This is a genomic window from Enterobacter cloacae (assembly GCF_011078175.1).
Lineage (GTDB): Bacteria > Pseudomonadota > Gammaproteobacteria > Enterobacterales > Enterobacteriaceae > Enterobacter > Enterobacter cloacae_Q.
In genome coordinates this window covers 26,417-40,255 of record NZ_JAALCJ010000006.1, presented here as the reverse complement: position 1 = coordinate 40,255, position 13,839 = coordinate 26,417, and the positions used below count along the sequence as shown (strand labels likewise).

16 protein-coding genes are annotated in these 13,839 nt (G+C 56.4%); 8 read left to right on the top strand and 8 right to left on the bottom strand.

The window, feature by feature from the left end; all coding sequences use genetic code 11:
* Positions 1-2 precede the first annotated feature (2 nt).
* From nrdE to G6Q29_RS14015, 4 genes are all read right to left on the bottom strand, one after another.
* Complete coding sequence (gene nrdE, locus G6Q29_RS14030; RefSeq protein WP_165466103.1) at positions 3-2,147, bottom strand: class 1b ribonucleoside-diphosphate reductase subunit alpha; 2,145 nt, start codon at positions 2,145-2,147, stop codon at positions 3-5.
* Positions 2,120-2,530: a class Ib ribonucleoside-diphosphate reductase assembly flavoprotein NrdI gene (gene nrdI / locus G6Q29_RS14025; RefSeq protein ID WP_165466102.1), complete on the bottom strand. Its 411-nt coding sequence runs from the start codon at positions 2,528-2,530 to the stop codon at positions 2,120-2,122. Before nrdI ends, nrdE begins: the two co-directional genes overlap by 28 nt.
* Positions 2,527-2,766 (bottom strand): glutaredoxin-like protein NrdH, encoded by a 240-nt coding sequence (gene nrdH, locus G6Q29_RS14020; RefSeq protein ID WP_165466101.1) that lies wholly within the window; start codon positions 2,764-2,766, stop codon positions 2,527-2,529. The genes nrdI and nrdH overlap by 4 nt, the downstream gene beginning before the upstream one ends.
* Positions 2,767-3,009: 243 nt before the next feature.
* A complete protein-coding gene (locus G6Q29_RS14015; protein WP_017382769.1) occupies positions 3,010-3,336 on the bottom strand; it encodes a DUF883 domain-containing protein in 327 nt (108 codons plus the stop codon).
* Positions 3,337-3,494: 158 nt separating this feature from the next.
* On the opposite strand from G6Q29_RS14015, the gene G6Q29_RS14010 reads away from it, so the two are divergent.
* A complete protein-coding gene (locus tag G6Q29_RS14010; protein WP_165466100.1) occupies positions 3,495-3,839 on the top strand; it encodes a DUF2002 family protein in 345 nt (114 codons plus the stop codon).
* A gap of 32 nt (positions 3,840-3,871) precedes the next feature.
* Here the strand turns inward: G6Q29_RS14010 and alaE are convergent, their stop codons facing one another.
* Positions 3,872-4,321, bottom strand: coding sequence for an L-alanine exporter AlaE (gene alaE / locus G6Q29_RS14005; protein WP_165466099.1), 450 nt, complete (start codon positions 4,319-4,321; stop codon positions 3,872-3,874).
* 496 nt (positions 4,322-4,817) lie between these two features.
* Between alaE and stpA the strand changes: the two genes are divergently transcribed.
* A complete protein-coding gene (gene stpA / locus G6Q29_RS14000) occupies positions 4,818-5,222 on the top strand; it encodes a DNA-binding protein StpA (RefSeq protein WP_022651717.1) in 405 nt (134 codons plus the stop codon).
* Positions 5,223-5,259: 37 nt separating this feature from the next.
* On the opposite strand, the gene G6Q29_RS13995 is transcribed toward stpA, so the two are convergent.
* Positions 5,260-5,439, bottom strand: a complete 180-nt coding sequence (locus G6Q29_RS13995) for a hypothetical protein (protein ID WP_165466098.1) — start codon at positions 5,437-5,439, stop codon at positions 5,260-5,262.
* Positions 5,440-5,518: 79 nt separating this feature from the next.
* The gene (locus tag G6Q29_RS13990; protein ID WP_165466097.1) at positions 5,519-6,040 is read right to left on the bottom strand and encodes a rhodanese family protein; all 522 of its coding nucleotides are present in this window, start codon (positions 6,038-6,040) and stop codon (positions 5,519-5,521) included.
* Positions 6,041-6,219: 179 nt separating this feature from the next.
* Here G6Q29_RS13990 and G6Q29_RS13985 point away from each other — a divergent pair, with 179 nt between their 5' ends.
* On the top strand, positions 6,220-6,378 hold the full coding sequence (locus G6Q29_RS13985) for a YqaE/Pmp3 family membrane protein (protein ID WP_165466096.1): 159 nt from the start codon (positions 6,220-6,222) through the stop codon (positions 6,376-6,378).
* On the opposite strand, the gene G6Q29_RS13980 is transcribed toward G6Q29_RS13985, so the two are convergent.
* On the bottom strand, positions 6,375-7,304 hold the full coding sequence (locus G6Q29_RS13980; RefSeq protein ID WP_165466095.1) for a LysR substrate-binding domain-containing protein: 930 nt from the start codon (positions 7,302-7,304) through the stop codon (positions 6,375-6,377). The genes G6Q29_RS13985 and G6Q29_RS13980 overlap by 4 nt on opposite strands.
* Before the next feature lie 320 nt (positions 7,305-7,624).
* On the opposite strand from G6Q29_RS13980, the gene G6Q29_RS13975 reads away from it, so the two are divergent.
* The 5 genes from G6Q29_RS13975 (at position 7,625) to G6Q29_RS13955 (ending at position 13,839) form a co-directional block, all read left to right on the top strand.
* The gene (locus G6Q29_RS13975) at positions 7,625-8,230 is read left to right on the top strand and encodes an ankyrin repeat domain-containing protein (RefSeq protein ID WP_165466094.1); all 606 of its coding nucleotides are present in this window, start codon (positions 7,625-7,627) and stop codon (positions 8,228-8,230) included.
* 107 nt (positions 8,231-8,337) lie between these two features.
* Entirely contained in the window at positions 8,338-9,879 is a 1,542-nt protein-coding gene (gene fdrA / locus G6Q29_RS13970; RefSeq protein ID WP_165466093.1) for an acyl-CoA synthetase FdrA, read from the top strand.
* Complete coding sequence (locus tag G6Q29_RS13965) at positions 9,879-11,294, top strand: DUF1116 domain-containing protein (RefSeq protein WP_207309797.1); 1,416 nt, start codon at positions 9,879-9,881, stop codon at positions 11,292-11,294. Before fdrA ends, G6Q29_RS13965 begins: the two co-directional genes overlap by 1 nt.
* A gap of 11 nt (positions 11,295-11,305) precedes the next feature.
* Positions 11,306-12,886: a xanthine permease gene (locus G6Q29_RS13960; protein WP_165466092.1), complete on the top strand. Its 1,581-nt coding sequence runs from the start codon at positions 11,306-11,308 to the stop codon at positions 12,884-12,886.
* Entirely contained in the window at positions 12,883-13,839 is a 957-nt protein-coding gene (locus tag G6Q29_RS13955; protein WP_165466091.1) for a carbamate kinase family protein, read from the top strand. The genes G6Q29_RS13960 and G6Q29_RS13955 overlap by 4 nt, the downstream gene beginning before the upstream one ends.

Below are 13,839 nucleotides of genomic sequence, written 5' to 3'. Positions count from 1 at the left end.
CCTTACAGCGCGCAGGACACGCAGCCTTCAATTTCGGTGCCTTCCAGCGCAAGCTGGCGCAGGCGAATGTAGTACAGCGTTTTGATGCCTTTCTTCCAGGCGTAGATCTGCGCTTTATTGATATCCCGCGTAGTGGCGGTATCCGGGAAGAAGAGCGTCAGCGATAGCCCCTGATCCACATGTTTCGTCGCCTCGGCGTAGGTATCAATGATCTTCTCCGGCCCGATCTCATAGGCGTCCTGGTACAGAGCCAGATTCTCGTTGGTCATAAACGGGGCGGGGTAGTAGACGCGCCCGGTTTTGCCTTCCTTACGGATTTCAATCTTCGACACGATCGGGTGGATGCTCGACGTGGCGTGATTGATATAAGAAATGGAGCCCGTCGGCGGCACCGCCTGAAGGTTCTGGTTATAAATGCCGTAGCGCATCACATCGTCACGCAGCTGCTGCCACATCTCGCGCGTCGGCAGGGTGATGCCGGCACGCTCGAACAGCGCGCGTACTTTTTCGGTTTTCGGCTGCCAGTCGCCTTCCAGATACTGGCTGAAATACTCTCCGCTGGCGTAGCGCGATCGCTCAAAGCCTGCGAACCGCTGGTTGCGCTCGCGCGCCAGCCTCATCGAGGTATGCAGCGCATGCCAGGCGATGGTGTAGAAATAGAGATTCGTGAAATCCAGTCCCTCCGGGCTGCCGTAGGCGATGCCTTCCCGCGCCAGATAGCCGTGCAGGTTCATCTGCCCAAGGCCGATGGCGTGCGACGCCGCGTTGCCCGCCTCAATGGACGGCACGCTGCGGATATGGCTCATGTCCGATACCGCCGTCAGCCCGCGAATGGCAGTCTCCACCGTGCGGCCAAAATCGGGCGAATCCATGGTGTGGGCAATATTCAGCGACCCGAGGTTACAGGAGATATCCTTGCCCACGTCCGCATAGTCCAGATTCTCGTCGTAGCTGGACGCGCTGTTGACCTGCAAAATCTCCGAGCACAGATTGCTCATGTTGATGCGCCCGGCAATCGGGTTGGCGCGGTTCACCGTATCCTCGTACATGATGTACGGATAGCCGGACTCAAACTGAATTTCAGCCAGCGTCTGGAAGAAATCGCGGGCGTTGATGGTTTTTTTGCGAATGCGATCGTCGGCCACCAGCTCGTCGTACAGCTCGCTTATTGCCACCTCGCCAAAGGCTTTACCGTAAATACGCTCAACGTCATACGGCGAGAAGAGCGCCATGTCGGCATTCTCTTTAGCCAGCTTAAACGTGATATCCGGGATCACCACGCCGAGCGACAGGGTTTTGATGCGGATCTTTTCGTCGGCGTTTTCACGTTTGGTATCCAGAAAACGCAGAATGTCCGGGTGGTGCGCGTGCAGATAAACCGCGCCCGCGCCCTGACGTGCGCCAAGCTGGTTGGCGTATGAGAAGGCATCTTCCAGCATCTTCATCACCGGTATAACGCCGGAGGACTGGTTTTCGATGCGCTTAATCGGCGCGCCCGCTTCCCGCAGGTTCGACAGAAGAAACGCCACGCCACCGCCGCGTTTGGAAAGCTGTAGCGCCGAATTCACCGCACGGCCAATCGACTCCATATTGTCTTCAATACGCAGCAGGAAGCAGGAGACCAGCTCGCCGCGCTGGGCTTTGCCGCAGTTAAGGAACGTTGGCGTGGCGGGCTGGAAGCGGCCGGAGAGGATCTCCTGGGTGAGTCTTTCGGCCAGCACTTCATCGCCCTGCGCCAGCGTCAGCGCCACCATCACCACCCGATCTTCAAAGCTTTCTAAATAGCGTTTGCCGTCAAAGGTTTTCAGGGTGTAGCTGGTGTAGTACTTCCACGCGCCGAGGAAGGTCTGGAAACGAAAACCGCTGGCATGCGCGCGCTCGAAAAGCGTCACCACGAAGGCGCGGTCGTAGCGGGTCAACACGCGCTCCTCGTAATAGCCCTCTTTAACCAGCCAGTCGAGACGTTCCTGCTGGCTGCCAAAAACGACGCTGTTTGGACGGACGTGGGCGGCGAAAAAAGCCTCCACCGCCTCGCGATCTTTGCCAAACTGAATGCGCCCCTCCCGGTCATAGAGGTTTAGCATGGCGTTTAATGCGTGGTAATCCGGCGTCGCCTGAATCACGCGTTCTGCGGTTGTCGTAGCCAAAATTCGTTCACTCCTTTACGCACGTTCTCTACGTCCTGCTGTGTCCCCATCAGTTCAAAACGATAGAGATACGGCACGCCGCATTTTTGAGAGATGACATCCCCGGCGCGGGCAAAGGCCTCGCCAAAGTTGCGATTGCCTGACGCGATCACGCCGCGAATCAGCTGGCGGTTATGGGGGTCGTTCAGAAAGCGGATCGCCTGACGAGGCACCGCCCCCGCCGTGCCGCCACCGCCATAGCTTGGCACCACCAGAATGTAAGGTTCGTCTACCTGAATACGCTCCCGATCGTTCAGCGGAATGCGTATCGCGGGCAGCCCGAGACGCTCCATAAACCGAAGCGTGTTTTCCGAGCTGCTGGAAAAATAGACCAGCGTGCTCATGCACTGACGCCCTGCGCGGCAAGACGATTGATCATATCCGGGCGAAAGCCCGACCAGCTGGTCTCACCGGCAACCACCACCGGCAGCTGACGGAAACCCTGCGCGCGGAGGATGTCTGCCGCGTCGGGCACCTGATCAATATTGACCATTTCAAATGCCACGCCGCGGCTCTCCATCGCCCGTTTCGTGGCGTGGCACTGAACACAATCGTTACGAGTGTAAATAATAATGCTCATGATTCGTATTTCCATTTAGAATGAGAGGACGGCGCGAGTAAACGCGTCATGTTGTGTCTGTCTTGCTAAAGGGAATACTAGATGTAGTTGGGATAAGTTTCAACCACACAAGATATGGGAAATTCAGGTTGATAAGGCCCCAATGATGAGCCTGGCGGGGCAGGGCGGGCTGTGCGGTTTTTTCAGGCTATCAGGCAAAGAAAAGCCCCGGCGCCTGAGGCTACCGGGGCTAAGAACGCGCGCTTACTTACGCAGACTAAGCAGGGCACCGACAAAAATCCCGACCGCCGCGACCGTTCCCAGCGTACAAAGCGGTTTTTCACGTACGAAGGTGGTGGCGCAGCTGGCCATATCGCAGGCCGCCTGAGTGGTACGTGAGCGGCCATTCATTCTTGCCCGCGTTTCACGCAGCAGAGACTGAGCCTTACGTTTCGCGGCATCTGCTTCGTCCTTCGCGTCAGAGCCCCAGGATTTCAATACGGCTTCCAGCGTGTCCGCTAATTGGCTGACATCGTTACGAATATCCTGCGTGTCGTCATTAATATCGTTTCGGTTCGGTCTGTTAAACATACGATCCTCCATAATTTGTGTTCCCGTTTAGTTTAGTCCAGAAAAGTAATATCTGAAGCGAGTCACGGCTTATCAGGCAGTTTATGGAATATTCTGAAAGCCCTGCTAATGCTGAATACTGTAAGGTTGCCGGGCAGGAATGATAATGAGGAAAAGATATGTATTTACGACCCGATGAGGTGGCGCGCGTTCTTGAAAAAGAAGGGTTCACCATGGATGAGGTAACATCAAAAGCGTACGGATATCGCCGTGGTGAGAATTATGTTTACGTCAACCGTGAAGCAAGAATGGGGCGTACGGCTCTCATTATTCACCCGACACTCAAAGACAGAAGCCTGTCATTTGCTGAGCCCGCCTCGGAAATTAAAACCTGCGATCATTATCAGCAATTTCCGCTCTATTTAGGCGGCGAGAGGCATGAACATTATGGTATTCCGCACGGCTTCAGCTCGCGTATGGCGCTGGAGCGTTTCCTGAAAGGACTGTTCGGAGACGTACAATAACTCAGCGACTGGCAGAGGCCAGTCGCCTTACCTTACGCTTTTGCCTGGCTATAAGGGCTGACTTTAAACAGGCGGCGGCAGTAGTCAAGAAAGTAACCGTACACCGCACCCATCAGCATGGATACCACAATATTTGAACTTACCGCGGCGGCGATTTGATGCCAGTCTGCGCCCACCGTCAGCAAAATAACCACGTACACCGGGGACTGGAACGTCACGTAAGCCAGCACGTCCGCCAGGTTTTTTGCCCAACCCGCCGGGCTAATACGCCGGGCTAAACGCATCACTGCATCGCGATACAGGCCGTACGGCCAGGCAATCATGATATTCACCGGAATGGCTACCAGGCGCGACGAGAGGGATTGCTCAAAGGACATTCCCGACAGGAAAATTTCAATCAGCATATTCACGACGGAACAGTAAACGACCATCGCGAACGTATCCGCTACCGCATGGCGCAGGCGAGACTGCGGTGAGAACATGTCTGAACTCCTCGAACAGAACAGAAAAGTGGCATTTTACCTGCGGCCTTTAGTGCTTTAGGTTGGTTTGTTTTGAGTGTATAGCGTATATCTCTGGCTTTTAACTAACAAGTAGTGATTAATTTTTATTTGAAAGCACTTTAGCCATAAAATTCTCTAAAGTTGTGCGTTTTTTGCGCGCTTCGTTATTTTCTCCCCTCGTCCCTGTTTTGTTAAAATAAATCAATGGATTAGTTTATCGGTACGCGCGTGAAACATCTGTTCTACGGGAGTTTGGAGGCGGTTTTTTGAACTGTTTTAAACAGGGGCTTTTGGTCGGGTCGAGGGCGGTATATTACGCATTAAAACAGACATATATTTAGGGGTTATATTAACGGGATATTCTAAAACAATTACAATAATGTCAAAATGGCAGGGTGGGTAGATATCAGAACCAAAATCAATTATTCTGTTGCCTGATTTATGTTATACACACGAAGAAAGGTTTTTCATTATTATGGCTTTAACGTTACAGAATCTTAATAATATTCGCACCCTCCGGGCGCTGGCGCGTGAATTATCCATGGACGTTCTGGAAGAAGTGCTGGAAAAATTCCGGATTGTCACTGAAGAAAAACGCAGCGAGCAGGCTGAATTAGAGCGTCAACGCGCAGAACAGCAGGATAAAATTAATGCTCTGCTGGAACTGATGAAAGCTGACGGTATTTCTCCGAGCGATCTGTTAGGCAGTGACCTGGCGCAGGCGGGGCAGCCGACGAAAAAACGTAAAGCGCGTGCGGCGAAGTATCGTTTTATTGACGCGAATGGTGAAGAGAAAACGTGGACCGGCCAGGGGCGTACGCCAAAGCCAATTGCGACCGCACTGGCAAACGGTAAATCGCTGGACGATTTCCTGATCTGATGATTATTCGGGCGGTATATTCCGCCCGATTATTGCTTTAGCAGACGCCAAAGTCACCCTCTTCGGAGTACAGCACCACGTCTGCCGCTTTCAGGTGGTATTTCTCGCCCTGCTCATTGCTGGCCTGTACAGCCACAATGTTTTCACCATCCACTTCGAGCACTTTCAGTTTCGGACCGCCCTGACGCGGTTGGACATAATCGCCGACAGAAAACATAGTACCTCCTCATCGTTTTAACGATCTTCACCATAGCCCACGTCCGGAACGGGGTACAGTCTAATCTGTCAGGTACTGCTTATGGGGTATGACGGTTCCACGGCATCACCTTCAGCAGTCGTGCCATACCGCAAAATCCCGTGACACCGGCAAACAACAGCCCGGCGCCCACAAAACCGCTCAGCAGAAAAAAGCCGCTGGAGACGCTGTAACCGAGCACCACACCGCAGAGGATCAGCAGCCCGGCGGCAATCTGCACCTGACGCATGAGCGGAAGCGGCTGCGAACGATCTTCAACGGTCAGCAGCCCGGCCTGCTTCCAGCCCTGAATGCCTCCCTCAACCACAAAGGCGTTCGCAGGGGATGCTGCCCGGGCAAGACGAGCATCATTGTTTGCGGTTCGTGCGCCGGACTGACAGTGGAAAATCACCGTTTCTCCCGGCGCTGCGTTAAGCCCGCCGGGTAACGAATCCAGCGGAATGGAGTGCGCCGCCGGAATATGCTCGCGGGCATACTCGTCGGTGTCGCGAATATCGATAAGTTTGGCGCCTTCAGCAATCAGCGCGTTTGCCTGCTGCGGAGAAATAAGCGGAAGAGACATTGTGTTTCCTTACGGTCAATTTCAGAACAGTAGAGCATTTAAGGCCGGGTTTAAGCCAGTGTAAAGAGGGTAAAGGCAGGTAAAAGCGCGAGAGACGAATGGCAGTTACCCGTAAACTGGCTACGCTTAGAGAAGTGTCTTTTATAATTTTCAATTGGTTAGCTTGCACGGAGTTTTTTATGGGTTTTTGGCGCGTTGTTTTTACGATTATTCTCCCGCCGCTGGGCGTGCTGCTTGGCAAGGGGCTGGGCTGGGCGTTTATCCTGAATATCCTTCTGACTATCCTGGGCTACTTCCCCGGTCTTATCCACGCGTTTTGGGTTCAGACGAAGCGCTAGGTACGCCACAGTAAATCACTGTAGATCCGGGTCAGCACGCCTTCGGGGCCAAACTGTTGTTTGATCCAGCGCGTGACCTGACCGGTCGCCGCATGCTGCGTGGCGAGCAGCATGCGCGAATCCTGACGTGGATTATTGATCCGCCGCGTTACCAGCAGCCCGTCCTCCACCGCCTCACGCGTCATGTATTCCGGTAAAAATCCAATACCCTCCCCCAGGATCTGACACTGGCATTTAGTGTTGAAGTCCGGCACCAGAATCGCCTCCTGGCCGTGAAGCAGCCAGCCCACCTTCTTGTTGATGGTATGTGCAGTGTCCTCGACCATGATATTGGGATACAAACGCAGCTGGCTTTCGGAAATGGGCTCCGGGGCGAACGCCAGCGGATGCGTGGGCGCGATGGCAAATACCCAGCGGATCGCGCCTATCTCGGTGTAATCAATGCCGCCGCCGTCCAGCAGCGTATCCGGCGCGCCAATGGCGATGTTGGCCTGATTATTAATAATGGAATCCCAGACGCCGTTATACACCTCGGTCGTCACCGTGATCTGACAGGTGGGAAACTGTTTTTTCAGCACCTGGAGCAAACGCGCGGTATGGCGTGGCGTATACAAAAGCTGATTTATGCAGATGCGCACCCGCGTCTCAATGCCCTGAGAAATGGTATCAATCCCGCGCTTGATGGCATGAAAGTCATTCAGCAGGTCGGCCGCTTTACGATAAAAATAAAAACCGGATTCGGTCAGCTCAATGCTGCGCGTGTTGCGTACAAACAGCACCACGTCCAGGCCGGTCTCCATGCGTTTGATGGTGTAACTGATGGCAGAGGTGGTTACGCCCAGCTCGGCAGCCGCTTTGCTGAAACTGCCAAAACGTGCCGCGGTGGTGAAGGCCAGCAAATTCTCTTCGGTAAAGATGGAATTCATATTATGGCTCCTGGTGACCATCAGTTTTGAACATATTTTAACACCGCCGTTACATCATAGTTGATGTCGGTCACAGTTCTGTATTTTTACGTAGAGTCGCGCTGTGTAAGGCTTTTTCAGCCATAAGGATAATGCAGCCTGAAGCGCGTAAAAGCGGTAAAACATAAGAAAAAGGTTGCACAGACGCACGTTTCTGCCGGACCGTTGAATTTAACTCAACAATGAATTGCGTGTCGATGAATCATTTTTAAGCGGATTCTTTTATGAACAGGCTGTTGCTATTCTCAGCTCATCAGAAGTGAAACATAGGGAGTCTGAATATGTCTGCAACTGCACTGGTTACAGAATTTCTGCTGGCGGCAGAAGAGGACAATATCGACGCGCTAAAAGCCTGCCTGGAGAAAGGCGTGGATATTAACGCGACCAACCGCCAGAAAAGAACCGCCATTATTATTGCCAGCCTGAAAAAGCATTACGCCTGTGTGGAGTTTTTAATTGCCGCCGGGGCGGATATTGATAAACAGGACCAGACCTGCTTTAACCCCTTCCTGATTAGCTGCCTGACCAATGATTTAACCCTGCTGCGCATTGTTCTTCCGGCGGATCCGGATCTCGACCGTCTGACGCGTTTTGGTGGCGTGGGCATTACCCCTGCCAGTGAAAAAGGGCACGTTGAGATCGTGCGCGAGCTGCTGGAAAAAACCGACATCAACGTCAACCACACCAATTTTGTCGGCTGGACGCCGCTGCTGGAAGCCATCGTATTAAACGACGGTGGCGCAAAGCAGCAGGAAATTGTGAAGCTGCTGCTGGAGCACGGCGCGAACCCGCACATGACCGATAAATACGGCAAAACCCCGCTCGAGCTGGCGCGGGAAAAAGGCTTCAGCGCGATCGCAGACCTGCTGCTGGCGGCAGGCGCATAGCGCATTCGGCCAGCCTCCCCTGGCTGGCCGTAAATCAAAAAACGCATTGTTACCGACGTGCATTTAGCACGACGGCGGCCCCCTTTTATCTTAAACAGGTGAAAATAATGCCAACCAAAATCGTCATAAAAAAGAATACGTATTTCGATTCGGTTTCCTTAATGTCGGTTTCCACCAAAGCCAATAAATTGCCGGGCGTCGAGCAGGCGTTTGTGGCGATGGCGACGGAAATGAATAAAGGCGTTCTGAAAAATCTCGGGCTGCTCACGCCGGAATTAGCGGAAGCCAAAAATGGCGACCTGATGATCGTGATTAAAGGCGATGCGGCGAACGATGAAACGCTGGCGGAAATAGAAGCCTTATTTACCCGCAAAGCGAGCAGCGGCTCCCATGAAGCACGTTACGCGACGATTGCCAGCGCCAAAACCCATCGTCCGGACAGCAACCTGGCGGTGATTTCCGTCAACGGCACCTTCGCCGCCCGGGAAGCGCGCCAGGCGCTGGAAAACAATCTCAACGTGATGCTGTTTTCCGATAATGTGTCGCTCGACGACGAGCTGGCGCTGAAGCAGCTGGCGCACCAGAAAGGGTTACTGATGATGGGGCCGGACTGCGGTACCGCCATTATCAACGGCGCGGGGCTGTGCTTCGCCAACGCGGTGCGTCGCGGGGCGATTGGCATCGTAGGCGCCTCCGGCACCGGCAGCCAGGAACTGAGCGTGCGCATTCACGAATTCGGCGGCGGCGTGTCGCAGCTGATCGGCACCGGCGGACGCGATCTCAGCGAGAAGATCGGCGGCCTGATGATGCTCGACGCCATCGACATGCTGGAGGCCGATGAAAGCACTCAGGTGATTGCCCTCATCTCCAAGCCACCCGCGCCCGCGGTGGCTGAAAAAGTACTCACCCGCGCCCGCGCCTGCCGCAAGCCTGTAGTTGTGTGCTTCCTGGGCCGTAACGAACCGCCAGCCGATGAAGACGGCTTGCAGTTTGCTCGTGGCACCAAAGAGGCGGCCCTGAAAGCGGTGCTGCTTACCGGCGTCAAAAAAGAGTCCCTCGACTTGCACCCGCTCAACTGGCCATTGATTGAAGAAGTGCGCGCCCGCCTGACGCCGCAACAGAAGTACATTCGCGGCCTGTTCTGCGGCGGCACCCTGTGCGACGAAGCGATGTTTGCCGCGCTGGAGAAGTTTGACGATGTTTACAGCAACATCCAGCCCGATCCGGCCAGGCGCCTGAAAGACATCAACGTCAGCCAGGCCCATACCTTCCTCGACTTTGGCGATGACGATTTCACCAACGGCAAACCCCACCCGATGATCGACCCGACCAACCGCATCAGCCGCCTGCTACAGGAGGCGCGCGATCCGCAGGTGGGGGTGATTGTGATGGATTTCGTGCTTGGCTTTGGCGCGCACGACGATCCGGTGGGGGTAATGATCGAGGCGATCAAAGAGGCACAGGCGATCGCGAAAGCCGACAACCGTCCGCTGGAAATTCTCGGCTACGTGCTCGGCACCGAACAGGATCCGCAGTCGCTGGCGCAGCAGTGCCAGCTGCTGACCGACGCAGGCGTCATCTGGGCCAGCAGCAGTACCAATACCGGATTACTGGCACGCGAATTTGTCTGCAAAGGGGAGAGAGCATAATGACGACCTTATTCAACCAGCCGCTGAACGTGATTAACGTCGGGATTGCGATGTTCAGCGACGATCTCAAAAAACAGCACGTTTCCGTGACCCAGCTCGACTGGACGCCGCCGGGGCAGGGCAATATGCAGGTGGTGGACGCGCTGGATCGGCTGGCGGAAAAACCGCTGGCGGAGAAAATTGCCGCCGCGAACAAAATTGCCCTTGAGCGGATTATTCAGTCCCATCCGGTGCTGGTGGGCTATGACCAGGCCATCAACGTGGTGCCGGGCATGACCCGCACGACCATTCTGCATGCCGGTCCGCCTGTTACCTGGGAAAACATGTGCGGGGCGATGAAAGGGGCGGTCACCGGGGCGCTGGTATTTGAAGGGCTGGCGACGGATCTGGAGGACGCCGCAAGGCTGGCGGCTTCAGGCGACATCACCTTCTCGCCGTGCCACGAGCACGACTGCGTGGGTTCCATGGCAGGCGTCACCTCCGCGTCGATGTTTATGCACATCGTGGAGAACAAAACCTACGGCAACCGCGCGTTCACCAACCTCAGCGAGCAGATGGCAAAGATCCTGCGCATGGGCGCCAACGACCAGAGCGTGATCGAGCGCCTGAACTGGATGCGCGACGTGCTCGGCCCGATGCTGCGTGACGCCATGAAAATCATCGGCGAAATCGACCTGCGCCTGATGCTGGCCCAGGCGCTGCACATGGGCGACGAGTGCCACAACCGCAACAACGCGGGCACCACGCTGCTCATCCAGGCGCTGACGCCGGGGCTGATCCAGGCGGGCTATCCGGTGGCGCAGCAGCGTGAAGTGTTCGAGTTTGTTGCCAGCAGCGACTACTTCTCCGGTCCGACGTGGATGGCGATGTGTAAGGCCGCGCTGGATGCCGCCCACGGCATTGAGTACAGCACCGTGGTCACCACCATGGCGCGCAACGGCTACGAGTTCGGCCTGCGCGTTTCCGGCCTGCCGGGGCAATGGTTCACCGGCCCGGCGCAGCAGGTGATCGGCCCGATGTTCGCGGGCTATAAGCCGGAAGACTCCGGGCTGGATATCGGCGACAGCGCGATTACCGAAACCTACGGGATCGGCGGCTTTGCGATGGCGACGGCCCCGGCAATCGTGGCGCTGGTGGGCGGCACGGTGGAGGAAGCCGTCGACTTCTCCCGCCAGATGCGCGAAATCACCCTCGGCGAAAACCCGAACGTCACCATTCCGCTGCTGTCGTTTATGGGCATCCCGACCGCCATCGACATCACGAAGGTCGCGGGCAGCGGCATTCTGCCGGTCATCAATACCGCTATTGCCCACAAGGACGCCGGTATCGGCATGATTGGGGCGGGCATCGTTCACCCGCCGTTTAGCTGTTTTGAAAAGGCGCTGTTGACCTTCCGCGATCGCTACGTTCTATAAGGTATGCATCCATGAAAAACATGAAACTGGAGTGGAAAAGAGGTGACTGGGCGGCATATTTCGGGTTGATGACTAACAACCTGACCAATTTGCTGACCATGATGGGGTTGCTCATTTTTGTCGTCGGCATCCCGAAGGAGATTGTTTATGGACGTATTGCGCCAGCCTTCGGGCTGGCGGTGCTGGTGGCGAGTCTTTGCTATACGTGGTTTGGCCTGCAAATGGCGCGCGCCACCGGACGAACGGACGTCACCGCGCTGCCGTCCGGCCCGAGCGCGCCGTCGATTTTTACCGTCACCTTCCTGGTCTTAATGCCGGTTTACCAGCAAACCGGCGATGCGGACTTTGCGATTAAGATTGGCCTGGTGTGGTGCTTTGTGGAAGCGATGATCCTCGCAGGTGGATCCTTCCTGGGGGAAACCATTCGCAAGATGATCCCGCGTACCGTGCTGCTGTCGTGTCTGTCCGGTCTTGGTCTGCTATTGCTGGCGATGAACCCGATGTTGCAGGCGTTCGAAGCGCCCACCGTGTCGTTCATCGTCCTGCTGCTGATTTTTATCAACTGGTTCGGTAAAAAGCCGATTTTCGCCCGTATCCCCACCGGCCTGCTGCTGCTGATTGCCGGTACGGCTCTGGCGTGGATTTCTGGCCTGCAAAGCCCGGAGGCAATTAAAGCGTCTATGTCCTCCTTCGGCTTTAACCCGCCGGAAGTGCACGTGGACAGCTTTATGCAGGGGCTCCCACACGCGCTGCCGTATCTGGCGTCCGCCGTACCGCTGGGGCTGGCGAACTACATCTTTGACCTGGAGAACATCGAAAGCGCCCACGCAGCGGGGGATGAGTACCCGACCCGTAAGGTGATGCTGGCGAACGGTATGGCGTCGATGCTGGGCTGCCTGATGGGCAACCCGTTCCCGGTCACGGTCTACGTCGGCCACCCCGGCTGGAAAGCGATGGGCGCCAGCATCGGCTATACGCTGGCCTCCGGCGTGACCATGTTCATCGTGCCGCTGTTCGGGCTGGGGGCCTTTATGCTCGCCATCATTCCGATGACCGCCATCGTGCCGATTCTGGTGTTCATCGGCGTCGTCACCGCCAACCAGGTGGTGAGGGAAACCCCCAAAGTGGAAGTGCCCGTCATCTTCATCTGCCTGTTCCCGTGGATCGCCAACTGGGCGCTGACCATGATGAACAGCGTGATGAGCGCGGCGGGAACCAGCGCGGCGAAAATCGGCACCGACGTGCTGCACAGCAAGGGGATCTACTACGAGGGGCTGATGCACCTCGGCAACGGCGCGCCGCTCGCCAGCATGCTCTGGGGCTGTATCGCCATCTTCGCCATCATCAACAAACCGCTGCGCGGGGCCGTCGCCGCCGCAGGAGGCGCGCTGCTGGCGCTGTTTGGCGTGATCCACGCCCCGGTGGTGGGCTTTGCCGAGGGCAGTTCCCTGATGTTCGTCACGGCCTACCTGATGATGGGCGGCATGTTTGTGGTGAAGCATGTGCTGGATATCTCTGTTAATCCCCCTCTCCCTGTGGGAGAGGGCCGGGGTGAGGGCACCAGAACGCACCTTCTAAAGGAAACAAAATGAAAGAGCTTATGGTCGTCGCCATCGGCGGCAACAGCATTATCAAAGACAACGCCAGCCAGTCGATTGAACATCAGGCGCAGGCGGTGAAAGCGGTGGCTGAGTCGGTGCTCGAAATGCTGGCCTCCGATTATGACATCGTCCTCACTCACGGCAACGGCCCGCAGGTGGGGCTGGATCTGCGCCGCGCCGAAATCGCCCACGAGCGGGAAGGGCTGCCGCTGACCCCGCTGGCAAACTGCGTGGCGGATACCCAGGGCGGGATCGGCTACCTGATCCAGCAGGCGCTCAATAACCGCCTGGCGGCGCGCAGTGAGCAGAAAGCGGTCACGGTCGTCACCCAGGTAGAGGTGGATAAAAACGATCCTGCCTTTACGCACCCGACGAAACCCATCGGCGCGTTCTTCAGCGAGGCGCAGCGCGACGAACTGCACCTTGCGCACCCGGACTGGCATTTTGTCGAGGATTCAGGCCGGGGCTATCGCCGCGTGGTGGCCTCACCGCAGCCGCTGCGCATCGTTGAGGCGGACGCCATCAAGGCGCTGACGCAGAAAGGGTTTGTGGTGATCGGCGCGGGAGGCGGAGGCATTCCTGTGGTGCGCAGCGAACAGGGCGATTACCAGAGCGTGGACGCGGTGATAGATAAAGATCTCTCTACCGCGCTGCTGGCGCGCGAGATCCGCGCCGACGTGCTGGCGATCACCACCGGCGTGGAGAAAGTGTGCGTGAACTTCGGCAAGCCAGACCAGCAGGCGCTGGACACCGTCAACGTGGCGCAGATGACGCGCTACATGGATGAAGGCCACTTCCCGGCGGGCAGCATGTTGCCAAAAATCGTCGCTTCGCTGGAATTTTTACGCCATGGCGGCAGACGCGTGATCGTCACCTCGCCGGAGTGCCTGCCCGCGGCGCTGCGCGGTGAAACCGGTACCCACATTGTTAATGAAGGAAGATAA

Coding starts and splice junctions, on each gene's coding strand:
- nrdI (WP_165466102.1), bottom strand. CDS start 2,530: ATGAGCACGCTGGTCTATTTTTCCAGCAGCTCGGAAAACACGCTTCGG.
- nrdH (WP_165466101.1), bottom strand. CDS start 2,766: ATGAGCATTATTATTTACACTCGTAACGATTGTGTTCAGTGCCACGCC.
- G6Q29_RS14015 (WP_017382769.1), bottom strand. CDS start 3,336: ATGTTTAACAGACCGAACCGAAACGATATTAATGACGACACGCAGGAT.
- G6Q29_RS14010 (WP_165466100.1), top strand. CDS start 3,495: ATGTATTTACGACCCGATGAGGTGGCGCGCGTTCTTGAAAAAGAAGGG.
- alaE (WP_165466099.1), bottom strand. CDS start 4,321: ATGTTCTCACCGCAGTCTCGCCTGCGCCATGCGGTAGCGGATACGTTC.
- stpA (WP_022651717.1), top strand. CDS start 4,818: ATGGCTTTAACGTTACAGAATCTTAATAATATTCGCACCCTCCGGGCG.
- G6Q29_RS13995 (WP_165466098.1), bottom strand. CDS start 5,439: ATGTTTTCTGTCGGCGATTATGTCCAACCGCGTCAGGGCGGTCCGAAA.
- G6Q29_RS13990 (WP_165466097.1), bottom strand. CDS start 6,040: ATGTCTCTTCCGCTTATTTCTCCGCAGCAGGCAAACGCGCTGATTGCT.
- G6Q29_RS13985 (WP_165466096.1), top strand. CDS start 6,220: ATGGGTTTTTGGCGCGTTGTTTTTACGATTATTCTCCCGCCGCTGGGC.
- G6Q29_RS13980 (WP_165466095.1), bottom strand. CDS start 7,304: ATGAATTCCATCTTTACCGAAGAGAATTTGCTGGCCTTCACCACCGCG.
- G6Q29_RS13975 (WP_165466094.1), top strand. CDS start 7,625: ATGTCTGCAACTGCACTGGTTACAGAATTTCTGCTGGCGGCAGAAGAG.
- fdrA (WP_165466093.1), top strand. CDS start 8,338: ATGCCAACCAAAATCGTCATAAAAAAGAATACGTATTTCGATTCGGTT.
- G6Q29_RS13965 (WP_207309797.1), top strand. CDS start 9,879: ATGACGACCTTATTCAACCAGCCGCTGAACGTGATTAACGTCGGGATT.
- G6Q29_RS13960 (WP_165466092.1), top strand. CDS start 11,306: ATGAAAAACATGAAACTGGAGTGGAAAAGAGGTGACTGGGCGGCATAT.
- G6Q29_RS13955 (WP_165466091.1), top strand. CDS start 12,883: ATGAAAGAGCTTATGGTCGTCGCCATCGGCGGCAACAGCATTATCAAA.